The sequence below is a fragment of the Agrobacterium leguminum genome (assembly GCF_005144435.2).
Classification (GTDB): domain Bacteria; phylum Pseudomonadota; class Alphaproteobacteria; order Rhizobiales; family Rhizobiaceae; genus Agrobacterium; species Agrobacterium leguminum.
Genome location: NZ_CP120212.1, coordinates 1,503,475 through 1,525,784 on the forward strand (window position 1 = coordinate 1,503,475; position 22,310 = coordinate 1,525,784).

A 22,310-nucleotide genomic window follows, 5' to 3' on the forward strand; every position below is an offset into this window, starting at 1 on the left:
CGCTCTTTCTCTATAGGTCGCAAATTTCTTGCGCTATTGTGTTAACCTGTGCATTCTTTGCCGATGATTGATGACCGTGACCGCCGAATCCTTGCGATTCTCCAGGAAAATGCAGAAACGCCGCTCGCCGACATTGCGGAGGAAGTGTCGCTGTCGCTATCCGCCTGTTCGCGCCGCATTACGCGGCTGCGGGCGGAAGGTTATGTGACGGGTACGATGGCGCTGCTCGACCGGCGCAAGATCAACCTGCCGACCACGGTTTTCCTGCTGGTGAGAACCGGCCTGCATGCGGAGGACTGGCTGGACCGGTTCCATGCCGCCGTCAGCACCATACCGGAAATTGTCGAGGTTCACCGGCTGACCGGCAATTTCGACTATATTCTGAAACTCGTGCTGCCGAATGTCGAATATTACGACACGATCTACAAACAGATCCTGCGCCGCGTCGAGCTTTACGACATGTCCGCCTATATCTCCATGGAGACCGTGAAGCTCTCGTCTTCCCTGCCGACGACACATATCTGAGCGATCATCGAGCCTTGATCAGCGCGCCGTCTCGAAACGAACGCCGAAGCGGAAGCTTCGCGTCTCGCCCGGTTGCAGCGCAATCGCATCCGCGAGTTCCGGCTGGTTGAAGGCGTTGGTCGGCGTTTCCACCGGTTCGAGCGCGATGGATTGCCGCCTGTCGCGGGCGAGCGTATCGCCGGTGAAGACATGCATGTGCCCGCGCTCCTGCCATACCGTCAGGCTCGAACCGTCGTGCCGGTTTTCCAGCCTCGTCTTGTAAAGCCCGTTTTCGGATGCGATGAGGTCGGTGAAGCAGACATCGAGCACATGGCCGGCCAGCGGCGCATGGAGAAAGCGGGTGTCGTCCCGTTTGACCACCCCGCCCTGTGGGTTGCGCAGGGGGATCAGGTCTTCGTCTGTTTCAATCGCCGTTCGCGAGGGCAGTGTGAGAAGAAGGTCGTCGATAGACGTCGTGCCGGGCAGGCGAAAATAGGGATGCCAGCCGGCGGCGAAAGGCAGGGGCCGGTCATCCCGATTGATGCCGCGTATGTCGATGGTGACCTCGTGGCCGGCGAAACGATATTCCACCTCGATGGCGAGACGGTAGGGATAACCCTTGAAATCCTCAGGCGCTATTTCGGCGCGGAAGACGAGAATGTGAGCACCCTTTTCCTCGAAAGACTGCGCAAGCGCGAAGGGCAGGGCTCTGGCAAATCCGTGGAAGACGAGGGCCTCGTGAGCAAGCACCGGCTCAATGCGGTGCATCTGCCCGCCAAAACTGAACCGACCATCCGGGATGCGATTGGTGAAGGGTGCGAGAATGCCGTTTCTCACGCCGTTTTGCGACTGCATTTCGGCAGGCGTCGAATATCCGTCGACAAGATTTTCGCCTTCGCCGCCATCGGCAGAGACCGGCCGCCAGCTTAAAAGCGTCGCGCCCTCGCAAGCGATTTCGGCAATGAAACCGTTTCCAGAAACGGTCAGACCGGCAATCCCCGTGCCTGTGGTGGAGGGTGTCATCGGGAAATTGTCCTTTGCATGCATGCGTCTGCGGTCATCGGGGCAGCTGCCGTGCCGATTCGCCCGATCATCTTCGCTGAAGGACAATTTCGCAATGGCCGTTAAGGGCCCGCAAGGGCTGTATCAACAGGCTCCTGCCATTCCATGTCTGCCGGGCAAATCAGTCCGGAAAGGTTCGTTTCGCGCCGCTGAAATATTCCATCAGCGCGGCCTGATCCTCCCCACCCAGCCCGGCCGCCGTCAGCATGCGGTGCACCTCGGCGCAAACCGCCGTCAGCGGCATGGCCGTGTTGGTGCGCCGGGCGAGATCCTGCGCGCCGTTGAGATCTTTCACCATATTGTCGATGCGGCCGGTGCGGCGATAATCCTTCGCCACATAACGCGGCATATATTCCTGCAGGATGGCGCTGTCGGCGCGGCCGCCCTTCAGCGCCTGCGGGATTTTGGCGGCATCGACGCCGGCATCCAGCGCAAGCTGGGTTGCTTCCGCCACCGCAAGGAAGTTCAACCCGCACAGAACCTGGTTGATGAGTTTCGTCGTCTGCCCCGCGCCGCAGGGACCCATGTGGGTATAATTGCTGGCCACATGCCGCAGCACGCGATGCGCATCGGCCACATCCGTTTCGCTGCCGCCGGCCATCAGCGTCAATTGCCCGATGAGCGCCTTGGGCGCGCCGCCCGAAAGCGGGCTGTCCACCCAGCGCAGGCCTTTTTCCGCGGCATCTGCCGCCAGTTCTTTCGTCGCTTCCGGATCGATGGAGGACATGTCGATGATGAGCGTGCCGGGCTTCGCCCCCGCCGCGACGCCATCCTTGCCGAAGACGGCGATGCGAACGATTTTCGGCGAATTGAGGCTGAGGATGACCACATCGGAAACCGAAGCCGCTTCCGCCGCCGTACCCGCGCTCTGCGCGCCAAGGCTCGTCAGCGCCGCCACCTTTTCCGCATCCAGATCGAAAACCGTCAGCTGGTTTCCGGTCTCGATGAGCCGTGTACCGATTGCCCCGCCCATGGCGCCGGCGCCGATCAGGGCGACTTTGTTCTTCTCGGTCATGGTGTTCACGGCCTCCTCCCAAAGTGTCGTGGTGTCGTCGGTTCAAAACCGGATGGCGGCCGCACCCGGCCATCCGGTTTCGGTGTTTTTAAAGCGAAGCGGTGATGCCGCCGTCGACATAGAGAATATGTCCGTTCACGAAGGATGAGGCATCGGACGACAGGAAGATGCAGGCGCCGACAAGCTCTTCGACCTTGCCCCAGCGACCGGCGGGCGTGCGCTTTTCAAGCCATGCCGAGAAGGTTTCGTCCGCCACCAGGGCCGCGTTGAGCGGCGTGTCGAAATAGCCGGGTGCGATGGCGTTGCACTGCAGGCCGTATTTGGCCCAGTCCGTCGCCATGCCTTTCGTCAGGTTGCCGACGGCGCCCTTGGTGGCGGTGTAGGGCGCGATGCCGGGGCGGGCAAGGGCGGTCTGAACGCTGGCGATGTTGATGATCTTGCCACGGCCGCGGCTGATCATGTGGCGCGCGGCCGCCTGTCCGGCGTGGAACACCGAGGCGATGTTGGTCTGCAGCAGGCGCTCGAAGGCATCCGCCGGAAAATCCTCAAGCGGCGTGCGGTGCTGCATGCCGGCATTGTTGACCAGAATATCGATGGGACCGACTTCCGCCTCGAAACCGTCGATGGCCTTGCGCACCGCTTCATGATCGGTGGCGTCGAAGGCAAGCGTTTTCGCACCCTTGATGCCGGCGGCGGCGGCTTTCAGCTTCGCCTCGTCGCGCCCGTTCAGCACCACTTCCGCTCCCGCTTCCGCCAGCCCTTGCGCCAGCGCGAAGCCGATGCCCTGGGATGAACCCGTGATCAGGGCGCGGCGGCCGGAAAGATCGAACAATTTAAGGCCCACTGTTTCCTCCAGTCTCTCGACATTGCATTCATACAGGTTTATGTTATCGATAACATTCATCCCTTTCAGACGTGGATGTCAAGGCTTAAACGCCCGGTTTCGGTACGGATCGGGTGGGCGGGGAGGCGGCACGACGTGCAAATGCGCGGCAGGCGGCGGTGACAGGGATGCGGATTATTTTGTCGCGCCGCTCAAGCGCGATGTCGAACGGGAGATATTTATGAGAGCGATTGTTGCCCATGGGGCAAAGGATGTGCGCATCGAGGAGCGGCCCGAGGAAGCGCCGGGGCCGGGAGAAGTGCGGCTTCGTCTGGTCCGGGGCGGAATTTGCGGCAGCGATCTGCATTATTACAACCATGGCGGTTTCGGCGCGGTGCGGCTTCGTGAACCCATGGTGCTCGGCCATGAGGTCTCCGCCGTCATCGAAGAACTGGGCGAGGGGGTGGAAGGGCTGAAGGTCGGCGGTCTGGTTGCCGTTTCGCCGTCCCGCCCATGCCGAACCTGCCGCTTCTGCCAGGAAGGCTTGCACAACCAGTGCCTCAACATGCGCTTTTATGGCAGCGCCATGCCTTTCCCGCATATTCAGGGCGCTTTCCGTGAGGTTCTGGTGGCGGACGCCCTGCAATGCGTGCCGGCCGATGGCCTGAGCGCCGGTGAGGCGGCCATGGCGGAACCGCTGGCGGTAACGCTGCATGCCACGCGCCGCGCTGGCGATTTGCTGGGGAAACGCGTGCTCGTCACCGGCTGCGGCCCGATCGGCATCTTGTCCATTCTGGCGGCCCGCCGCGCCGGCGCGGCCGAGATCGTCGCCACCGATCTTTCCGATTTCACGCTTGCCAAGGCGCGTGAGGCGGGTGCGGATCGTGTCATCAACAGCAAGGATGAGCCCGACGCACTTGCCGCCTATGGCGCGAACAAGGGAACCTTCGATGTTCTCTATGAATGCTCTGGCGCCGCCGTGGCGCTTGCCGGCGGTATTACGGCGCTTCGTCCGCGCGGCATCATCGTCCAGCTCGGCCTTGGCGGCGATATGAGCCTGCCGATGATGGCGATCACCGCCAAGGAACTGGATCTGCGCGGCTCTTTCCGCTTCCACGAGGAGTTCGCCACCGGGGTCGAATTGATGCGCAAGGGCCTGATCGACGTCAAACCGTTCATCACGCAGACCGTCGATCTCGCCGACGCCATCTCGGCCTTCGAATTCGCCTCGGACCGCAGCCGTGCGATGAAGGTGCAGATCGCTTTTTCGTAAGCAACGTTTCTGCGCGCGAATGTGCCGACGTTTTGATCGGCGGCGGGTCATCCCGCCGCCGATTTTTTTCGGCGGGTTCTTGCCCGTGGAGACTCGTGAAGATGTTATCGATATCATCAACTGCTTTAGGTACGTCATTCCGGCCTTGAGCCGGAATCCAGCCGACGCGCGTCTGCGCGGCGAGACAGTCCTTTCAGCCCAAGGGCTTGGGCTGGCTGGATTCCGGCTCAAGGCCGGAATGACGGAGGGAAAGTGACGGACGCCAGCAAACGCCCCAGCCTGTCATACCCCCTAACACGACCGCCGCATATTTGGCTCCGGGCTGCACCCACGACCGTCTTTACCGGCGTCGCCTCTGCCCGTTTGCACATTTTGACGCAGGTCAAAAAGGTGATTTGCCGCCTGCCGTTTTTTGCGTTATCGAAATTTCAGAAATTACTGAAAATTCAGGAAACGTAAAAATGCCAACCAGCCTGTCCCCGCTCGTTCAGTCCTTCGTGCTGCATTTCGGTGAGATGGGCAGCCGCTGGGGCATCAACCGCACCGTCGGCCAAGTCTATGCTTTGCTTTATATTTCGCCGCAGCCGCTGTGTGCGGACGAGATTGTGGAGGCGCTCGGCATTTCCCGTTCCAACGTGTCGATGAGCCTCAAGGAGTTGCAGGCGTGGAACCTTGCAATTCTCAAGCATTTTCCCGGCGACCGGCGCGATTTTTTCACGACGCCTGACGATGTCTGGCAAATTCTCCGCACCCTTGCCGAAGAGCGCAAGAAGCGCGAGATCGATCCCACGCTCAGCGTGCTGCGCGAAATTCTGATGGAGACGCCGGAAAACGAAGATGAGCGGCATGCGCAAAAGCGCATCGACGAGATGAAGACGCTGATCGAGCAGCTGACCGGCTGGTATGACGATGTGAAGCGGCTGGAGACGGAAAGGCTGGCTTCGCTTCTGGCGCTCGGTTCGAAGGTTACGAAGCTTCTGGAGGCTAAGGACAAGATCGTCTCCCTCGCCAGACCCCGTGGCGCAAAGAAGGACGGGTGAGGAGATCGGCCGTGAGCATGTCCGTGGAAATCCGCCAGGGGGCCAATGGTGACGGGGCAATCTGTCCTGCGCCGGTTACAGTCTTGCCCGGTGCAACGCGGCGGCGCTTCTTCAGCAACCGCAAAACCTCTCGCGACAGAGCCGCCGGGCGGGCGAAAATGACACGCTCGCCGGCGGTTGGGAGAACCGTGGCCCTGCTCCATGTGCTGGCGGCCTTGCTCTGGCTGCCGCAGGCAGGTTTGCTTGCCTTTTCAGTCGGAAGAATTGCCGATGGCGCGCCGATGATGGCGATCGTGCCGGCTGCGGCTACGGTTCTCATCCTCGGCCTCATCAAGGCATGGCTGGAAAAGATCGCGGCGCGGCTGTCGTTTCGTGCCGCTCGTGCGGCGCTGTCGCAGCGGCGGCTGGAGGCGTTGCAGGCTGTGGCGAAGGTTTCCCCGCTCGATCTGTCGCGCACTGCCTCCGGTGAGGCGGCAGGCGTCGTGGCCGAGGCGGCGGAAGCGCTGGTGCCTTATCTTTCCCGTTTCCAGCCGGCGAGGATGAAGGCGACCATCGTGCCGCTGGTTTTCGTGCTGGCGATCCTGCCCTTTACCTGGATTGCGGCGCTGGTGCTGCTGCTCGCCATGCCAACCATCCCGCTTTTCATGGCGCTCATCGGCTGGCAGGCCAAGGCCGCCAGCGAAAAGCAGCTTGCCGAGACGGGCAATATGAATGCCTTCCTGCTCGATCGCCTGCGCGGGCTGGAAACGATCCGCACGCTTGAAGCCGTCGATCTGACGGCGGAGCGTCTCAGCGCCGATGCGCAAAACCTGAAGAAACGGACGATGGCGGTGCTCAGGATCGCCTTTCTCTCCTCGGCGGTGCTGGAGCTTTTCGCGGCGCTCGGCGTTGCCATGACCGCCGTCTATATCGGTTTTCATCTGCTCGGTTTTCTCGATTTTGGCGCCTGGGGTCACAAGCTGACGCTTGCCGAAGGCCTTTTCATCCTGCTGCTGGCGCCGGCCTTTTTCGAGCCGCTGCGGGAACTCTCCGCCGTCTGGCACGACCGCGCGGCCGGTGAAGCAGCACTTGATGCGCTCGGCAGATTGACGGCCGGCGGTGCGGCCATCGCGGGCGAGGGTGCGGATGTGGCGTCTGTCCCATCCCCGACGCCCGGGCTGCTGGAGATGGATAATCTCTCCTTCGCTTATCCGAGCGCCCCACCTGTCATCCAAAATCTCAACCTGACGGTTCAGCAGGGTGAGCGGGTAGCAATTCTTGGGCCTTCCGGTTGTGGCAAATCCACTGTACTCTCCTTGATTGCCGGGCTGGCCGAGGCTGGAGAGGGCTCGATCAGGATCGGCGGCGTCAAGCTCGATAATGCGACGGCGGATGGGCTGCGCAGGACGATCGGCTGGGTCAGCCAGAAGCCGTTCTTTTTTGCCGGTTCGCTGAAGGCGAATATTCGCTTCGGCCGTTCGGTTGTCAGTGACGGTATGGTGGAAGAGACGCTGCGCCGCACCGGGCTCGATGGCTTGTCGCAGGCGCGCCGGAATCTGCAGATCGGCGATGGCGGATATGGAATTTCGGGCGGGGAGGCGGTGCGGCTTGCCATTGCGCGTGCTTTCGCAGACCCCGCAACGCAGCTTGTTCTGGCCGATGAGCCGACAGCCCATCTCGACCGGGAAACGGCTGCTCTCGTCACGGAAAACCTGCTGCAACTGGCAAATGGCAGGACATTGATCGTCGCGACCCATGATCCGGTGCTTGCGGCGCGCATGGACAGGATCGTGGATATGACGGCGATCCATTCGAGGGGGCAGCCATGATCGCGCGTTTTGCGATATTGAGACCCATTATCGGCCTGTTCTGGTCGGCGCGGCGCGGCATGTTGATGGCGGGCGCGGCTCTTGCGGTAACGACGGTGCTGGCGGGCATCGGCCTTCTCGGCGTTTCCGGCTGGTTCATCACCGCAACGGCGATTGCCGGTCTTCTGCCCGCAACGGCCTATGCCTTCGATGTCTTTGCGCCTTCGGCCGCCATTCGTCTTCTGGCGCTGGCGCGCACCGCCGCCCGTTACGGCGAACGCATGACGACCCATGACGCCACGCTTTCCGTGCTTGCAGCACTTCGGGAAAAGCTGTTTCGCGGGTTTGCCGCGCCGCAGGCCGCGAAATCCCTGGAGGCGAGGCCCGCGCGCCTGCTGAACCGGCTGACGGCGGATATCGATGCGCTGGATTCGCTTTATCTGCGCGTGCTGGTTCCCGCTGCCGTGGCGATCCTTGCCGCAATCGCGACAGGTCTCGGGCTCGCTTTTCTCCATCCTCTGGCGGGCATTCTGGCGGCGGTTTTCCTCGTCGCGGCGGGGCTTGGAATTTCGCTGCGCGCCGCCTTGCGGGCGGAAACATTCTCGCGCCGCCGGGCAATCGGGCTGGAAGCCCTTCGCGCCCGCACGGCCGATCTCGTGAGCGGGCAGACGGAGCTCTTGACCACCGGCCGCCTTTCCGCGCAGGTCGCGGCGGTGAAACGGGCGGATGATTACCTCTCTGCCTGCGATGATACCCTGAACCTTATCGAAACCAGTGCCGGTTTTTCCTTCGGGTTTTCAGCGGCCGTTCTTTTGAGCGCCGCCCTTCTCGGCATGGCCTGGCTTGCGGAACAGGGGGCGGTGAGCGCGCCGGCCGCAGCACTCGGGCTGCTCGTCTGTTTTGCCGCGCTGGAGCCTTTCACGGCGCTGCGCCGTGGAGCGATGGAACTTGGGCGCACATTGTTTTCCGCAAGGCGCATCGCGCCGCGTCTTTCGGCAACGTCTGAAGGCCGCTGTCCCGTCTCGCCGGTCGACGGCATGGCGGCAGAGCTCAAAAATGTGCGTCTGGAGCGGGACGGGAACGACAATCCGATCCTGACGAATATCAACCTTGCAATCGCCTCCGGGGAACGGGTTGCCATCATCGGCCAGAGCGGTGCGGGCAAGACAAGCCTCATCCAGCTTCTGGCGGGTGAATTGCGGCCGGCTGCGGGCACGGTCAACGCCCTGCCGTCTACCCTGATGACGCAGCGAAGCCAGCTTTTCCGCGACAGCATCGCCGACAATCTGCGGCTGGCGAAACCCGCCGCAACCGGGGCCGAGTTATGGGACGCGCTCGAGGCGGCGGGCCTTGCCGAACACGTCAAATCTTTGCCGACCGGGCTGGAGACAAGGCTTGGCGAGGCGGGCCAGGGGCTTTCCGGCGGCCAGTCGCGCCGGCTGGCGCTCGCCCGTTTCCTGCTCGCCGACCGGCCGCTCTGGCTTCTCGACGAGGTGACGGAAGGGCTGGATGGCGAGACCGCCCGCGACGTGCTCACCCGGCTGTTTGCGAGGGCGCAGGAAAAGACTGTCGTGATGATCACCCATAATCGCCGCGAGGCGGAATTTGCCGATCGCATCATCGTGCTGAAAGAGGGGCATCAATTTGATGAATGTCAAAGCGGCACCCCGGAATACGGCGTAGTGCTGGAGACACTGCGCCCGGACTGAGATTTTTTGAGAGCCGGCGTCGTCTTGAAAATGGAAGGCCGGCCTTCCGGAAAAGGTGGATAGGACTATGGAACTCGACATAGTGGCGCTGTCGCGCCTGCAATTTGCAGTGACGGCTTTATATCACTTTCTGTTCGTTCCCCTGACGATCGGACTATCGGTGGTGATCGCCATCATGGAAACGGTCTATGTCATGACCGGCCGCACGGTCTGGCGGCAGATGACGAAATTCTGGGGCACGTTGTTCGGTATCAACTTCGTGCTCGGCGTTTCCACCGGCATCGTCATGGAATTCCAGTTCGGCATGAACTGGAGTTATTACAGCCATTATGTCGGCGATATTTTCGGTGCGCCGCTGGCGATCGAAGGCATGATGGCCTTCTTCCTGGAAGCCACCTTCGTCGGGCTGTTCTTTTTCGGCTGGGACAAGCTGTCGAAACTCGGCCATCTCGTTGCGACATGGTGCGTGGCGCTCGGTTCGAATTTTTCGGCGCTGTGGATATTGATTGCCAATGGCTGGATGCAGAACCCGACGGGCTCCGCTTTCAATCCCCAGACCATGCGCATGGAAGTGACCGACTTCTTCGAGGTCCTGTTCAACCCTGTGGCGCAGGCGAAGTTCGTCCACACGGTGTCTGCGGGTTACGTGACGGCCTCCATCTTCGTGCTCGGCGTTTCGGCCTGGTATGTGCTGAAAGGCCGTCATGTCGATCTCGCCAAGCGTTCGATGACGGTTGCCGCCTCCTTCGGTCTGGCGTCCGCGCTGTCGGTCGTCGTGCTGGGTGATGAAAGCGGCTATCTATCCACCGAACACCAGAAGATGAAACTCGCCTCCATCGAGGCCATGTGGGAAACCGAGCCGGCCCCGGCCCCCTTCACGGCCATCGGTTTTCCCGATCAGGAAGCACGCGAAACGCATTTCGCCGTGAAGATCCCGTGGGTGATGGGCCTCATCGGCACCCGCTCGCTCGACACGCAAATTCCGGGCATCAACGATCTGGTGGAGCAGGCCAAGACCCGCATCCGCGACGGTATCAAGGCCTATGACGCGTTGATGCAGATACGCGCCACCGGCAAGGGCGCGGAGTTGCCGGAAGAGGTGCGCGGCACCTTTGCCGAACTCGGCCATGAGCTCGGTTATGCCCTGCTGCTGAAACGATATGTCGACGATCCGCGCCAGGCGAATGAAGAGCAGATCGCCAAGGCGGCGGCGGATACCATTCCGCATGTGCCGACCCTGTTCTGGGCTTTCCGCATCATGGTCGGTCTTGGCATCTTCTTCATCCTGCTGACGGCGACGTTCTTTTATCTTTCGGCCCGCCGCCGGCTGGATCATTATCCGTTGCTGCTGAAAGTGGCGGTCTTCGCCATTCCCCTGCCGTGGATCGCGGCGGAAATGGGCTGGGTGGTGGCCGAATTCGGCCGTCAGCCATGGATCATCGAAGGCGTGCTGCCCACGGCCGCGGCCGTCTCCAGCCTCAGCGCCTCCACCGTCCTCATCACGCTCCTGTGTTTCATTGCCATCTACACGGTGCTGTTCATCGTCGAAATGGGGCTGATGCTGAAGGCGATCCGCAAGGGGCCCGAGCCGGACCATGAGCCGGAAGCGCCGCTCGTTCCTGAAAAACTCGTCGCTGCGGAGTAAACGATCATGATATTGCACCAACTCATCGACTACGAAATCCTCCGCGTTATCTGGTGGCTGCTGCTTGGCGTGGTGCTGATCGGTTTTGCCGTGACCGGCGGTTTCGATCTCGGCACCGGCGCGCTTCTGCCCTTCGTGGCGAAAACGGATATCGAGCGGCGTGTCGTCATCAATTCCATCGGCCCGGTCTGGGAGGGCAATCAGGTCTGGCTCATCCTTGGCGGCGGCGCGATCTTCGCCGCCTGGCCGCCGCTTTATGCGGTGTCGTTTTCAGGTTTTTACCTGGCGATGTTCGCCACCCTGTTTGCGCTGATCCTGCGGCCGGTCGGTTTCAAATATCGCTCCAAGCGTGAAAGTACCGCCTGGCGCACCGGCTGGGATTGGGCGCTTTTCATCGGCGGCTTCGTTCCCGCGCTGATCTTCGGCGTGGCCATCGGCAATGTGCTGCAGGGCGTTCCCTTCCACCTCAATGACGATCTCAGGATTTTCTACGATGGCACGACGCTGTTCGAGCTTCTGAACCCCTACGCCATCCTCTGCGGTCTCGTATCTGTCGCCATGCTCATCATGCACGGTGCCGCATGGCTGGTACTGAAAACGGATGGTCCGGTCGCGGCCCGCGCGCGCAGTTTCGGCAGCATCGCGGCGCTTGCCACCACCGTTCTTTTTGCGCTCGGCGGCGTCTTTCTGTGGCTCGGTATCGATGGCTATCGCTTCACCTCGGAGGTCGTGACCGACGGTCCGTCCAATCCGCTGTCGAAGACGGTCGAGGTTGCGGGCGGTGTCTGGTTTGCCAACTACGCGGCGCATCCCTGGATGATGCTGGCGCCGGCGCTCGGTCTTGCCTTCCCGCTCGTCGCTTTCGTCTTGTTCCAGGCCCGCAGGGAAGTGCTGGCGCTGCTTTCCAGCTCGCTTGCCATTTTCGGCATCATCTCAACGGTGGGGCTGACGATGTTTCCCTTCATCCTGCCATCTTCGGTCGATCCAAAATCGAGCCTGACGGTGTGGGATGCGTCGTCCAGCCATATGACGCTGTTCATCATGCTGGTCGTCGCCCTCATCTTCATCCCGATCATCGTCGCCTATACGTCATGGGTCTATCGTGTGCTGTGGGGCAAGGTGGATGGAAAGGCGATCCGCGACGACAGCGGTCATGCTTATTGATTAAGAAAGAAGGAGATCGAACATGTGGTATTTCGCCTGGCTGCTCGGCCTGCCTCTCGCCGCCATCTTCGCCGTCATGAACGCCATGTGGTATGAGTTGATGGAAGAAAACGCGAAAAAGGCCGAAGCGAAGCTGGATAAATAAAGCTTCGAGGTACGCGGCACAAAAAGGGCGGCATCCGGTTGGGATGCCGCCCTTTTGGGTACAACAGCCGTGCGTGCGACGCGCGGCGTCAGTGTATCGCGATGCCGCGCTTGTCCGCTTCTTCCTTGATGATGTCTTCGACGATGGCCCTCTTGAGATTTGGATTTCCCAGAAGATAATCGTCGGCGATCTCGAAGATCGATTTCGGATTCTCGGTCCTGTGCAGGGTGTCGAGGTCCTGGCCGATCTGCTCTCGAAGGCTGGAATAGTCGTCCATCGCGGCGCTCCCGTTTATCGGTTCAATCCAGAAGGTCGGCCGGAACCTTGCCGCCATTTTCGGACAGTTTCTTGATGACGGCCTTATGCAGCCAGATGTTCATGGTCGCCGAATCCGAAGTGTCGCCGGTATAGCCGAGTTCGCCGGCCAGTTCCTTTCGGGCGCTGAGGCTGCTGTCCAGATTGAGCGCTTTCAGAAGGTCGACGATCGAATGTTTCCAGTCGAGTTTCTGGCCATTCTGCTTGACCGCCGCATCCAGGATCGAAGCGACGTCGACATTGTCGGCGGGGGCCGGAGCCGCGGCTGTCGGAGCGGGTGCTGCCGGTGCGGCCGGGCTTGCCGGCGTGCCGGCCGGAGCCGAAGTCTGCGGCGCGGCCTCGGCCTTGCCGAAAATAGCGTTCTTGATCTTGTCGAAAAAGCTCATGGTGTCCTCCCCTTAGCGGCGAAATGCCCGCCCGACGGCGATGAGAATGCAGGCGCCGATGAAACCGGCGATGAGATAGCCAATCCAGCCTCCGAGCGAAATGCCCACGAGCCCCAGAAGGAAATTGGCGACGATGGCGCCGACAATGCCGAGGATAATGTTCATGAAAAGACCCATATTGCTTTTCATGAACTGTTCGGCGAGCCAACCGGCTACGCCGCCGATGATGATTGCTGCAATCCAGCCAACTTGTGCGTCTTCCATAACAAGCCTTTCCTTTGTGAGAGAGGTCCGCAGGCATATGGACAGGCTTTTGCGCGCACTGATCCCCCCGCCTTGAATAGACCTCAGGCGGAGCAATAACGGCGATATCGACGATTGGTTCCGTGCGGCGAACTATGCGCCGCAAATTCTTTAGCTCTGGCTTTGAAAATCGAGGCCGATATCGAGAACCGGCGCGCTGTGGGTCAGCCAGCCGACGGAGATGAGATCGATGCCGGTTGCGGCGATGGCTGCGGCCGTCTGCGGATTGATGCGGCCGGACGCTTCGGTAATGGCGCGACCGGCGACGATCCCCACCGCCTCGTGCAGCTGTTCGGGTGTCATATTGTCGAGAAGGACCGCATCGACGCCCTCATCCATGACCTCGCGCAATTGCGCAAGCGTATCGACCTCCACCTCGATCTTGACGAGATGCCCCACGCCCTGCCGGGCGCGGCGGATGGCGTCGCGCACGCCGCCGGCCACGGCGATATGGTTGTCCTTGATGAGAACGGCGTCATAAAGCGCAAAGCGGTGGTTCGTGCCGCCGCCGGCGCGCACGGCATATTTTTCCAGCGCTCTCAGCCCCGGCGTCGTCTTGCGGGTGCAGGCGACCGAGGCCTTGGTGCCGGCAATGGCGGCAACGATTTTTGCGGTGACGGAAGCGATGCCCGACAGGTGGCCGAGGAAATTCAGCGCCGTGCGCTCCGCCGTCAGAAGGCCGCGCGAGGGGCCTTCGATTGTTGCGATGATATCGCCGGGCGCCACGGCGGCCCCATCCTGCACATGCCGTTTCATCACGATGGCCGGATCCACGAGCTGGAAAGCGAGTTCCGCCGCGTCGAGACCGGCAATAACGCCCGGTTCGCGCGCGGCCATGACGACGACCGAGCGATGATCGGCGGGAATGACGGCGGCGGACGTGATGTCGCCCGCCAGTCCGAGGTCTTCCAGAAGAGCGTTGCGCACGAGCGGTTCGATGATGAGGCGTGGCAGGGGTGAAAGGGTCATGTCAGGCGCTCCGCGCAAGGCTGGCCGAAGAATGGCTGGAAGAGGAGAATTCATGGGCGATGGTGAGGACGTCGCTGAGGTTCAGCCTGCTCCTCGTCGCCGCAGCATGTTTTTCAGGGAAATCGTCGCGGAAATGCGCGCCGCGCGATTCCGTGCGCAGCGCCGCAAAGACGGCGATGGCCAGCGCGACAAGGGCAGGATCGGATGCCGGGCCGTTCCGCTCAGCCAGTGGCAGAAGATCGCGGATCGCGCCGGTCAATCCTTCGACATGTCTTACGATGCCGAGATGGCGGGAAACGATGGGCCGGACCGGGGATAGGTCGGCTGCCGGGAAATCGGGCACGGGGAGTGCCGCGATATCCGCTGCCTGTTTTCCCGCATCTGCCTGCCTGCCGGCAATGTCTTCCGCCGCGCGCATTCCCATGGCCGCCGCTTCCAGCAGGGAATTGCTGGCAAGCCGGTTCGCGCCATGCAGCCCCGTGCAGGCGGTTTCGCCGGCAACCCAGAGACCCGGCACCGAGCTTCGGCCTTTACCATCGGTGACGACGCCGCCCATATGGTAATGCACCGCCGGGCGCACCGGCACGAGCTCACGGGCCGGGTCTATCCCGGCCTCGCGGCAGAGCAGGTCGATTGAGGGGAAGCGGGTGGAAAAGCCGGAGCCGAGCGCCTTGCGGGCATCGAGAAAGACCTTGCCGCCACGCAGTATTTCGCGGTCGATGGCGCGGGCGACAATATCGCGCGAGGCGAGTTCCGCACCCGGAACGGCAGCCATGAAACGTTCGCCGTTTTCATTGAGAAGCAGTGCGCCTTCGCCACGCACCGCTTCGCTCACCAGCGCCAGCGGCCGTCTGGGTGAGGAAAGCGCCGTCGGGTGGAATTGCACGAATTCCATATCGGCGAGGATGGCGCCGGCGCGGGCGGCGAGCATGATGCCCTGCCCGAAATTGCCGGAGGGATTGGTCGTCGCCTCATAAAGTCCGCCGAGGCCGCCGGTGGCGAGAACGATCTGACCTGCCGGCAAAGTGAAGCAGCCTTTTGGCCCGATGCAGGCGAGGCCGGCGATGACACCGTCTTCCGTCAGCAGGCGGCGAACCTCCGTGCCTTCCAGAACGGTTATGGAGGGCGTGCGAAGAACGGCGGCGGCGAGAGCCCTGACGATGGCCGCGCCCGACCCGTCGCCTTCGGCATGCAGGATGCGCCTTCTGCCATGGGCGGCCTCCAGCCCGAAAACGAGCCTGCCCTCGGCATCCCGGTCGAAGCGCACCCCGGCTCGCTCCAGCGCCTCGATGACGGCGGGAGCGGCGGAAACGATCTCTGCGGCCATTTCCGCGTCGCAGAGGCCGTCGCCAGCGGCGAGCGTATCGGCAAGATGCAGCGCGGCGCTATCGTCCGGCCCGAGGCTGGCGGCAATGCCGCCCTGGGCCCAGGCGCTGGACGTCTCGCCGCCGAGAACGCCGCGTGTCAGAAGCAGCACGGGCTGCGGCGCGAGCGTCAGCGCCGCCATCAGGCCCGCAATGCCGCTGCCGACAATGACCGTCCAGCCCGTATGCGACGGGAGGCGTTCGCTCATACTTCCAGCATCCTTTCCACGGCGCGACGGGCGGCGACAGCGATGGCCGGGTCGACCGTCACTTCGTGGCGGTTTTCCTCAAGGGCCGTGCGGATATTGCCAAGCGTGATGCGTTTCATATGCGGGCAGAGATTGCAGGGGCGGATGAATTCGACATCCGGGTGATGCACGGCGACATTGTCGCTCATCGAGCATTCCGTCAAAAGCACCACGCGGGCAGGTCGTTCCCGGCCGACATAATCCGACATGACGGCGGTGGAGCCGGAAAAATCCGCAGCTTCGACGACATCGGGCGGACATTCCGGATGCGCCAGCACGGTGACACCCGGATGGCTTTCGCGCAATTCGCGAATATCATCGGCGGTGAAAAGCTCGTGTACCTCGCAATGGCCGCGCCAGGCGATCAGTTCGACATTGGTTTCCCGCGCCACGTTCTTCGCCAGATATTCATCCGGCAACATCAGTACGCGCGGCACGCCGAGCGATTCCACCACCTGGCGGGCATTGCCTGAGGTGCAGCAGATATCAGACGCCGCCTTCACAGCGGCGGAGGTGTTCACGTAGGTCACGACCGGAACGCCGGGATAGGCCTTGCGCAAAAGCGCGATGTCCTCGGTCGTGATGGAATCGGCCAGCGAGCAGCCGGCAGCCATATCCGGAATGAGCACGGTTTTTTCCGGATTGAGCAGCTTTGCCGTCTCGGCCATGAAATGCACGCCGGCCAGAACGATGACATCCGCTTCCACCTCCATCGCCTTGCGGGCAAGGGCGAGGCTGTCGCCAACGATATCGGCGACGCCGTGGAAGATTTCCGGTGTCTGGTAATTATGGGCGAGGATGACGGCATTGCGCTTGCGCTTCAGCTCGAGGATCGCCTCCACATCGTCCTGAAAGCCCATCCATTCGGCCTTGGGAATGACGCGGGCAACGCGGTCGTAAAGGCTTGCGGCGGAAATCTGCTCGTTCACGGTGCTCTCCCATTTATACTCTTTTTGAGTATATCTAGGACAAAGACATATTCTCATTGTGAGCATATGTCAATTGCGGGAGAGCGGCAGTTTCGTTCCGGAAAGGGCGCGTTCATCGAGAACGGTCTGGCGGAAGCGGAAGAGCTTTGCCGGGCGTCCGCCGGTTTCGGTCGCCATCTCGCCGGTCTCTTCCACCAGCTGCTGCTGTTCGATAAGCCGGCGGAAATTCTGCTTGTGCAGCGTCAGACCGGCCAGCGCCTCGATGGCGCGCTGTAGCTGCAGGAGCGTGAAGGCGTCGGCCATCAGTTCGAACACCACGGGGCGATATTTGATCTTGGCCCGCAGACGCGCGATGCCGGTGGCGAGAATGCGGCGATGATCGGCAAACATCGGCCTGCCGAAATTGATCCGCGGTTCGCCCTGCGCCTCTTCGACCAGCCCGGCTTCATACAGCAACTCGTAACGCTGCAGGGTCAATTCCTCGTTCCAGCCGCCGCCATCGAGGCCGAAGGTGAAATCGGCGCGCAAATGGCGCTGGCTTTTGGAAGCAGGATCGGAATCCGCCCAGGCGCGCAGCCTGTCGATGATGCTGTCCAGAACTTCCGGACGTCCCTGACGGTGATCCTCCCAGGGGAAATATTCGTACCAGCCGTGCCAGAGCGGGCGTTTGCCGCCGGAGGCTTCCTGTTCGCGAACCAGCCCGAGATAACCGATGGAGATGGTTCTGCCGCCTAAAATGTCGTTGTTGCGGTCGCGATCGGCGAAAGTATAGAGCTGTTCGAGATAACCGACGGGGTGATGGGTCTGTTCGTGAATCCATTCCCGCAAGCCGCTCTGGAGGGTTCTGTGCCCGAATTCGAACGGTCCCGACGGAAGTGCCGCACCTTCCCGAACGGTCATGACCCGCGGCTCATCCGTGGTGATGGCGGTGACGACGGCGATGAGTTCGGCATGGGCAAGCCCGATGGTCACGGCGGCTCCTCTGGTCGTTGGCGTAAGATCAATCTTCTTTGGCACAGGAAGGTTGCTTCGCCAACATGGCGGCCGAAAAGGGCTGTCGATAAGTAGTCTGACTGAAAACGGGACGCCATCAGACAAAAGGATGAATTCTTGTGGTTAGTCGTCCGTCATCTGATATGTTACAGACCCGCACGAGCATTTCAGACTGTAGAAGGCCGATGTTGGAAAACATATCTCTCGAAGAGACACTTGTGGGTTACTACACTTGGAACGTCGGGCAAAATCTGGTTTATCTGGATGCCGTGGCCGCCCGCCTGCGCGAATTTTCGCCGGAAGAAGCCGCCTGCGGCATTCCGGTCGAAGATTTCATCGCGCAGATCGAAAGCGGCTCGCGGGCGCGTGTCGCCAAGGCGGTCTATAATTCGCTGACAAATGGTGTGTTTTACGATCAGGAATACCGCATTGAGCTCAAAGTTGGTGGTTTCCGCTGGCTGCGGACAACGGGGAGAGTGATCCTGGATGGCGACCGGATCCCGATCATGGCCATGGGCACGGTGCGTGATGTCAGTGCCGGCAAGATTTTATTGATGTGATAAGCGGCGGACCTCTTCGCGAGGCGGCGGCCGATCGATTTTAATTCGTTCATTGTTTTGATGTTGCGGTGACATGGTCCGGCAGATCGCAATTTTGCTGTTTCAGATCGTTCTGGCCATTGGCCTCGGCATAGCCGGCATCCGCATCGCCTCGCTCGTCAATGGTGAGGCGACATCGGCGCCAGCAGGCCTTGCGGCCAATACGGAACTGCTGTGGACGACCTCGCCGGTGCGGGTCGATCCGCGTAGCCAAAATTACGAGCGCATTCCGACACCTCCCGATCTTTATCCGCTGAAAATGCATGCGGACCAACGCCTGCGCGTGATTTCTAGCAGCCGCTTCACTTTCAAGGGCAAGGAATTCCGCCTCGCCGGCGTGGAGGATGTCGAGCGCAACCGCGTCTGCACCGGCCCCGACGGCCGCCGTTACGCCTGCGGCCTCAACGCTTTCAAGGCGCTGGAGAACCGGCTGCGCGGCAGATATCTGGAATGTCGGACGGTGGAGGAGGGTGGTGCCGGCGGTTCCGTGGAGTGCCGGATCAACGGGCAGGATGTGCGGGCGCTGCTGCAATAGGCGATCGGGTCGAACGGCTTGCGAGATGCGCAAGAGCGACTGGCCGAAGGGAAGGTATTTTTTGTCTGGGAAGGTTTGGTGGAGCTAAGCGGGATCGAACCGCTGACCTCTTGCATGCCATGCAAGCGCTCTCCCAGCTGAGCTATAGCCCCATAAGGGTTCCGGCATTTCTTCCGGTTCCGGGAACCGAAGCGGTTGTTGTTCCGTTCGGTGGCGGCTTACTACTGCGGCTTTCCGACGAGTGCAAGCATAAAAAACGGCCCGGCGTCATTTTTTTGTCGTCGGGCCGAATTATCAAGTAAAATCAAGCTTCTTCGTCGTCGCCCGATACGCCGATGATGCCGGACATGTCGTCGTCGTCATCTTCGTCGTCGGTTTCGAGGAAGGTGTCGTCGTCGTCATCGATTTCGACGTCATCGTCGTCGCCGAGATCGGGGATATCGTCGCCGTTGTTGTCGCCATCGGCATCTTCCAGCGAGACGAGTTCGACTTCCGTGTTTTCGGTATCGACTTCCGCCACTTCCTCTTCTTCAGCCTGCTCCATCTTGGCCTGGGCGGTGCTTTCCTCGAAGAAGGAGAGCGGCCAGGACTTGCCGGTGTAGGGAGAAACGACCGGATCGCGGTTCAGATCGTAGAACTTCTTGCCGGTATCGGGGTCTGTGCGCTTGGTACCAAGTTCCGCTTTTGCCACTGTCTAAGCCTCAAATTGTCGAATGAGTTTCGGTGTGTACGCCGTAAAACCGGCATAGACGGTAAAATTTATAGCCGGTCCCCTTAATCGTTGCGCTCTTTCGTGTCAAAGACAAACTTCGGGTGCCGCCTGCCTCGGCGCAACCCCTATGCGGGGATGCCGATATAAATAGGAAGGTGTTGCGCACTCTATTATATGAATGACGAATGCACAGGCGGAAAGCTTCATGACCTTCACGATCGCCATAGACGGGCCGGCTGCGGCGGGCAAAGGAACCCTGTCGCGCAGGATTGCCGAGACCTATGGTTTCCACCATCTCGATACCGGGCTGACCTACAGGGCGACCGCCAAGGCGCTTCTGGATGCCGGCCTGCCGCTCGATGATGAGGCCGTGGCTGAGAAGATCGCGCTGGAAGTCAATCTTGCGGGGCTCGATCGCGCCGTTCTTTCCCGGCACGATATCGGCGAGGCCGCATCCAAAATCGCGGTGATGACGCCGGTGAGGCGCGCGCTCGTGAAGGCGCAGCAGCGTTTTGCCTTGAAGGAACCGGGCACGGTGCTTGACGGGCGCGACATCGGCACGGTTGTGTGCCCTGAGGCACCGGTGAAGCTTTACGTCACGGCCTCTGCGGACGTGCGGGCGCGACGCCGTTACGATGAAATTCTGGCCAATGGCGGCAGCGGCGATTATGATGCCATTTTCGCTGAAGTGAAAAAACGCGACGAGCGCGACATGGGCCGCGCCGACAGCCCGTTGAAGCCGGCTGAAGACGCGCACTTGCTAGATACGTCGGAAATGAGTATAGAGGCGGCGTTTCAGGCCGCGCGGACGATCATCGACGCCGCCCTGGAGAAACAGGTTTCTCGCGGAACCGCTTGAATTCGGTCCGCGTTTAGTCCGGAATTGCCCGAAGACATGTCCTTGCGCCGGAAAGCCTTTTGAAAAGGCGGGCATGGGGTCGGGTATCAACAACACTAGCCCACCGGCGCTTTTGTATTCGCCATTGCGCGGATGCAATCAGGAGATTTCATGTCAGTATCTACCCCCACGCGCGAAGATTTCGCAGCGCTTCTCGAAGAATCCTTTGCCTCCAACGATCTTGCCGAAGGCTATGTTGCCAAGGGTATCGTAACGGCAATCGAGAAGGACGTTGCCATCGTCGACGTCGGCCTCAAGGTTGAAGGCCGCGTACCGTTGAAGGAATTCGGCGCGAAGTCCAAGGACGGCACGCTGAAGGTCGGCGACGAAGTCGAAGTTTACGTCGAGCGCATCGAAAACGCCCTCGGCGAAGCCGTTCTGTCGCGCGAGAAGGCTCGCCGCGAAGAAAGCTGGGTCAAGCTCGAAGCCAAGTTCGAAGCTGGCGAGCGCGTCGAAGGCGTTATCTTCAACCAGGTCAAGGGTGGTTTCACCGTCGATCTGGACGGCGCTGTTGCCTTCCTTCCGCGTTCGCAGGTCGACATCCGTCCGATCCGCGACGTTACCCCGCTGATGCACAACCCGCAGCCCTTCGAAATCCTCAAGATGGACAAGCGTCGCGGCAACATCGTTGTTTCGCGTCGTACGGTTCTCGAAGAGTCGCGTGCCGAGCAGCGTTCTGAAATCGTTCAGAACCTCGAAGAAGGCCAGGTTGTTGACGGCGTCGTCAAGAACATCACCGATTACGGTGCGTTCGTTGACCTCGGCGGCATCGACGGCCTGCTGCACGTTACCGACATGGCATGGCGCCGCGTCAACCATCCTTCGGAAATCCTCAATATTGGCCAGCAGGTCAAGGTTCAGATCATCCGCATCAACCAGGAAACCCACCGTATCTCGCTCGGCATGAAGCAGCTCGAGTCCGATCCGTGGGATGGCATCTCCGCCAAGTACCCGGTTGGCAAGAAGATCTCCGGTACGGTCACGAACATCACCGACTACGGTGCATTCGTTGAGCTGGAGCCGGGCATCGAAGGCCTGATCCACATTTCCGAAATGTCCTGGACCAAGAAGAACGTACATCCCGGCAAGATCCTGTCCACGAGCCAGGAAGTCGACGTTGTCGTTCTCGAAGTCGATCCGTCCAAGCGCCGTATCTCGCTCGGCCTCAAGCAGACGCTGGAAAACCCGTGGCAGGCATTTGCCTACAGCCATCCGGCCGGCACTGAAGTTGAAGGCGAAGTCAAGAACAAGACCGAATTCGGTCTGTTCATCGGCCTCGAAGGCGATGTCGACGGCATGGTTCACCTGTCGGATCTCGACTGGAACCGTCCGGGCGAGCAGGTCATCGAAGAGTACAACAAGGGTGACGTCGTCAAGGCTGTCGTTCTCGACGTTGACGTCGAGAAGGAACGCATCTCGCTCGGCATCAAGCAGCTCGGCAAGGATGCTGTCGGCGAAGCCGCTTCTTCCGGCGACCTGCGCAAGAACGCAGTCGTTTCCGCTGAAGTCATCGGCGTCAACGATGGCGGCATCGAAGTGAAGCTCGTCAACCACGAAGACCTCACCTCGTTCATCCGTCGCGCTGACCTTTCCCGTGACCGCGACGAGCAGCGCCCCGAGCGCTTCTCGGTTGGCCAGGTTGTGGACGCCCGTGTCGTCAACTTCTCGAAGAAGGACCGCAAGGTCATGCTTTCGATCAAGGCTCTGGAAATCGCTGAAGAGAAGGAAGCCGTCGCACAGTTCGGTTCGTCCGACTCGGGCGCTTCGCTCGGCGACATCCTCGGCGCGGCTCTGAAGAACCGCGGCGAATAATCGCTCCGATCTTTGAAATGAAGAACCCGCCGGAATTTCCGGCGGGTTTTTTGTTGGGTTCAACGGGCCTTGCCCGCTTG

Annotated in this window: 23 protein-coding genes and 1 tRNA gene; 12 read left to right on the forward strand and 12 right to left on the reverse strand. The window is 61.2% G+C overall.

The window, feature by feature from the left end; all coding sequences use genetic code 11:
* Nucleotides 1–63 precede the first annotated feature (63 nt).
* The gene (locus CFBP4996_RS21520; protein ID WP_003522155.1) at nt 64–525 is read left to right on the forward strand and encodes an Lrp/AsnC family transcriptional regulator; all 462 of its coding nucleotides are present in this window, start codon (nt 64–66) and stop codon (nt 523–525) included.
* 18 nt (nt 526–543) lie between these two features.
* Here CFBP4996_RS21520 and CFBP4996_RS21525 read toward each other — a convergent pair whose 3' ends face one another.
* The 3 genes from CFBP4996_RS21525 to CFBP4996_RS21535 form a co-directional block, all read right to left on the reverse strand.
* Nucleotides 544–1,527, reverse strand: a complete 984-nt coding sequence (locus CFBP4996_RS21525) for an aldose 1-epimerase (protein ID WP_080854821.1) — start codon at nt 1,525–1,527, stop codon at nt 544–546.
* 160 nt (nt 1,528–1,687) lie between these two features.
* A complete protein-coding gene (locus CFBP4996_RS21530) occupies nt 1,688–2,581 on the reverse strand; it encodes an NAD(P)-dependent oxidoreductase (protein ID WP_035263414.1) in 894 nt (297 codons plus the stop codon).
* 88 nt (nt 2,582–2,669) lie between these two features.
* Nucleotides 2,670–3,425, reverse strand: a complete 756-nt coding sequence (locus CFBP4996_RS21535; protein WP_003522158.1) for an SDR family oxidoreductase — start codon at nt 3,423–3,425, stop codon at nt 2,670–2,672.
* 220 nt (nt 3,426–3,645) lie between these two features.
* Here CFBP4996_RS21535 and CFBP4996_RS21540 point away from each other — a divergent pair, with 220 nt between their 5' ends.
* The 7 genes from CFBP4996_RS21540 to cydX all read left to right on the forward strand — a co-directional run bounded on the left by CFBP4996_RS21540 (nt 3,646) and on the right by cydX (nt 12,167).
* The gene (locus CFBP4996_RS21540; protein ID WP_080853863.1) at nt 3,646–4,677 is read left to right on the forward strand and encodes an L-idonate 5-dehydrogenase; all 1,032 of its coding nucleotides are present in this window, start codon (nt 3,646–3,648) and stop codon (nt 4,675–4,677) included.
* Nucleotides 4,678–5,138: 461 nt separating this feature from the next.
* Nucleotides 5,139–5,717 (forward strand): GbsR/MarR family transcriptional regulator, encoded by a 579-nt coding sequence (locus tag CFBP4996_RS21545; RefSeq protein WP_003522458.1) that lies wholly within the window; start codon nt 5,139–5,141, stop codon nt 5,715–5,717.
* A gap of 17 nt (nt 5,718–5,734) precedes the next feature.
* Complete coding sequence (gene cydD / locus CFBP4996_RS21550) at nt 5,735–7,525, forward strand: thiol reductant ABC exporter subunit CydD (protein ID WP_121490316.1); 1,791 nt, start codon at nt 5,735–5,737, stop codon at nt 7,523–7,525.
* Entirely contained in the window at nt 7,522–9,213 is a 1,692-nt protein-coding gene (cydC, locus tag CFBP4996_RS21555; RefSeq protein ID WP_080853861.1) for a thiol reductant ABC exporter subunit CydC, read from the forward strand. The genes cydD and cydC overlap by 4 nt, the downstream gene beginning before the upstream one ends.
* A gap of 67 nt (nt 9,214–9,280) precedes the next feature.
* The gene (locus tag CFBP4996_RS21560; protein ID WP_080853860.1) at nt 9,281–10,858 is read left to right on the forward strand and encodes a cytochrome ubiquinol oxidase subunit I; all 1,578 of its coding nucleotides are present in this window, start codon (nt 9,281–9,283) and stop codon (nt 10,856–10,858) included.
* A 6-nt stretch (nt 10,859–10,864) separates the two neighbouring features.
* Nucleotides 10,865–12,022: a cytochrome d ubiquinol oxidase subunit II gene (gene cydB / locus CFBP4996_RS21565; RefSeq protein ID WP_080853859.1), complete on the forward strand. Its 1,158-nt coding sequence runs from the start codon at nt 10,865–10,867 to the stop codon at nt 12,020–12,022.
* 22 nt (nt 12,023–12,044) lie between these two features.
* Nucleotides 12,045–12,167, forward strand: coding sequence for a cytochrome bd-I oxidase subunit CydX (gene cydX / locus CFBP4996_RS21570; RefSeq protein ID WP_003508602.1), 123 nt, complete (start codon nt 12,045–12,047; stop codon nt 12,165–12,167).
* Nucleotides 12,168–12,255: 88 nt separating this feature from the next.
* Here the strand turns inward: cydX and CFBP4996_RS21575 are convergent, their stop codons facing one another.
* From CFBP4996_RS21575 to CFBP4996_RS21605, 7 genes are all read right to left on the reverse strand, one after another.
* Nucleotides 12,256–12,444, reverse strand: a complete 189-nt coding sequence (locus tag CFBP4996_RS21575) for a hypothetical protein (RefSeq protein WP_003522463.1) — start codon at nt 12,442–12,444, stop codon at nt 12,256–12,258.
* Nucleotides 12,445–12,466: 22 nt separating this feature from the next.
* The gene (locus CFBP4996_RS21580; RefSeq protein WP_080853858.1) at nt 12,467–12,868 is read right to left on the reverse strand and encodes a DUF3597 domain-containing protein; all 402 of its coding nucleotides are present in this window, start codon (nt 12,866–12,868) and stop codon (nt 12,467–12,469) included.
* Between the two features lie 12 nt (nt 12,869–12,880).
* A complete protein-coding gene (locus CFBP4996_RS21585) occupies nt 12,881–13,132 on the reverse strand; it encodes a GlsB/YeaQ/YmgE family stress response membrane protein (protein ID WP_003522465.1) in 252 nt (83 codons plus the stop codon).
* A gap of 150 nt (nt 13,133–13,282) precedes the next feature.
* Nucleotides 13,283–14,140 (reverse strand): carboxylating nicotinate-nucleotide diphosphorylase, encoded by an 858-nt coding sequence (gene nadC / locus CFBP4996_RS21590; RefSeq protein ID WP_080853857.1) that lies wholly within the window; start codon nt 14,138–14,140, stop codon nt 13,283–13,285.
* A gap of 1 nt (nt 14,141) precedes the next feature.
* Entirely contained in the window at nt 14,142–15,713 is a 1,572-nt protein-coding gene (locus CFBP4996_RS21595) for an L-aspartate oxidase (RefSeq protein WP_080853856.1), read from the reverse strand.
* Nucleotides 15,710–16,681 carry a quinolinate synthase NadA gene (nadA, locus tag CFBP4996_RS21600; RefSeq protein WP_162936044.1) on the reverse strand — a complete coding sequence of 324 codons (972 nt, stop codon included), beginning with the start codon at nt 16,679–16,681 and terminating at the stop codon, nt 15,710–15,712. Before nadA ends, CFBP4996_RS21595 begins: the two co-directional genes overlap by 4 nt.
* A 69-nt stretch (nt 16,682–16,750) precedes the next feature.
* Entirely contained in the window at nt 16,751–17,653 is a 903-nt protein-coding gene (locus CFBP4996_RS21605; RefSeq protein WP_003522469.1) for an NUDIX hydrolase, read from the reverse strand.
* 206 nt (nt 17,654–17,859) lie between these two features.
* Between CFBP4996_RS21605 and CFBP4996_RS21610 the strand changes: the two genes are divergently transcribed.
* Nucleotides 17,860–18,234, forward strand: coding sequence for a PAS domain-containing protein (locus tag CFBP4996_RS21610; protein ID WP_059756929.1), 375 nt, complete (start codon nt 17,860–17,862; stop codon nt 18,232–18,234).
* Between the two features lie 73 nt (nt 18,235–18,307).
* On the forward strand, nt 18,308–18,808 hold the full coding sequence (locus CFBP4996_RS21615; protein ID WP_080853854.1) for a hypothetical protein: 501 nt from the start codon (nt 18,308–18,310) through the stop codon (nt 18,806–18,808).
* Nucleotides 18,809–18,884: 76 nt separating this feature from the next.
* On the opposite strand, the gene CFBP4996_RS21620 is transcribed toward CFBP4996_RS21615, so the two are convergent.
* Both CFBP4996_RS21620 and CFBP4996_RS21625 read right to left on the reverse strand, forming a co-directional pair.
* Nucleotides 18,885–18,960 (reverse strand) — tRNA-Ala (locus CFBP4996_RS21620).
* 152 nt (nt 18,961–19,112) lie between these two features.
* Nucleotides 19,113–19,499: a TIGR02300 family protein gene (locus CFBP4996_RS21625; protein ID WP_003522472.1), complete on the reverse strand. Its 387-nt coding sequence runs from the start codon at nt 19,497–19,499 to the stop codon at nt 19,113–19,115.
* A gap of 199 nt (nt 19,500–19,698) precedes the next feature.
* On the opposite strand from CFBP4996_RS21625, the gene cmk reads away from it, so the two are divergent.
* Nucleotides 19,699–20,379, forward strand: a complete 681-nt coding sequence (gene cmk, locus CFBP4996_RS21630) for a (d)CMP kinase (RefSeq protein ID WP_162936043.1) — start codon at nt 19,699–19,701, stop codon at nt 20,377–20,379.
* A gap of 150 nt (nt 20,380–20,529) precedes the next feature.
* On the forward strand, nt 20,530–22,230 hold the full coding sequence (rpsA, locus tag CFBP4996_RS21635) for a 30S ribosomal protein S1 (RefSeq protein WP_003522474.1): 1,701 nt from the start codon (nt 20,530–20,532) through the stop codon (nt 22,228–22,230).
* The last annotated feature ends 80 nt before the right edge of the window (nt 22,231–22,310 follow it).

Bases quoted from the DNA above. Each gene is read 5' to 3' on its own strand.
- CFBP4996_RS21520 (WP_003522155.1), top strand. From the start codon at position 64: ATGATTGATGACCGTGACCGCCGAATCCTTGCGATTCTCCAGGAAAAT.
- CFBP4996_RS21525 (WP_080854821.1), bottom strand. From the start codon at position 1,527: ATGACACCCTCCACCACAGGCACGGGGATTGCCGGTCTGACCGTTTCT.
- CFBP4996_RS21530 (WP_035263414.1), bottom strand. From the start codon at position 2,581: ATGACCGAGAAGAACAAAGTCGCCCTGATCGGCGCCGGCGCCATGGGC.
- CFBP4996_RS21540 (WP_080853863.1), top strand. From the start codon at position 3,646: ATGAGAGCGATTGTTGCCCATGGGGCAAAGGATGTGCGCATCGAGGAG.
- CFBP4996_RS21545 (WP_003522458.1), top strand. From the start codon at position 5,139: ATGCCAACCAGCCTGTCCCCGCTCGTTCAGTCCTTCGTGCTGCATTTC.
- cydD (WP_121490316.1), top strand. From the start codon at position 5,735: ATGTCCGTGGAAATCCGCCAGGGGGCCAATGGTGACGGGGCAATCTGT.
- cydC (WP_080853861.1), top strand. From the start codon at position 7,522: ATGATCGCGCGTTTTGCGATATTGAGACCCATTATCGGCCTGTTCTGG.
- CFBP4996_RS21560 (WP_080853860.1), top strand. From the start codon at position 9,281: ATGGAACTCGACATAGTGGCGCTGTCGCGCCTGCAATTTGCAGTGACG.
- cydB (WP_080853859.1), top strand. From the start codon at position 10,865: ATGATATTGCACCAACTCATCGACTACGAAATCCTCCGCGTTATCTGG.
- cydX (WP_003508602.1), top strand. From the start codon at position 12,045: ATGTGGTATTTCGCCTGGCTGCTCGGCCTGCCTCTCGCCGCCATCTTC.
- CFBP4996_RS21575 (WP_003522463.1), bottom strand. From the start codon at position 12,444: ATGGACGACTATTCCAGCCTTCGAGAGCAGATCGGCCAGGACCTCGAC.
- CFBP4996_RS21580 (WP_080853858.1), bottom strand. From the start codon at position 12,868: ATGAGCTTTTTCGACAAGATCAAGAACGCTATTTTCGGCAAGGCCGAG.
- CFBP4996_RS21585 (WP_003522465.1), bottom strand. From the start codon at position 13,132: ATGGAAGACGCACAAGTTGGCTGGATTGCAGCAATCATCATCGGCGGC.
- nadC (WP_080853857.1), bottom strand. From the start codon at position 14,140: ATGACCCTTTCACCCCTGCCACGCCTCATCATCGAACCGCTCGTGCGC.
- CFBP4996_RS21595 (WP_080853856.1), bottom strand. From the start codon at position 15,713: ATGAGCGAACGCCTCCCGTCGCATACGGGCTGGACGGTCATTGTCGGC.
- CFBP4996_RS21610 (WP_059756929.1), top strand. From the start codon at position 17,860: ATGTTGGAAAACATATCTCTCGAAGAGACACTTGTGGGTTACTACACT.
- CFBP4996_RS21615 (WP_080853854.1), top strand. From the start codon at position 18,308: ATGGTCCGGCAGATCGCAATTTTGCTGTTTCAGATCGTTCTGGCCATT.
- cmk (WP_162936043.1), top strand. From the start codon at position 19,699: ATGACGAATGCACAGGCGGAAAGCTTCATGACCTTCACGATCGCCATA.
- rpsA (WP_003522474.1), top strand. From the start codon at position 20,530: ATGTCAGTATCTACCCCCACGCGCGAAGATTTCGCAGCGCTTCTCGAA.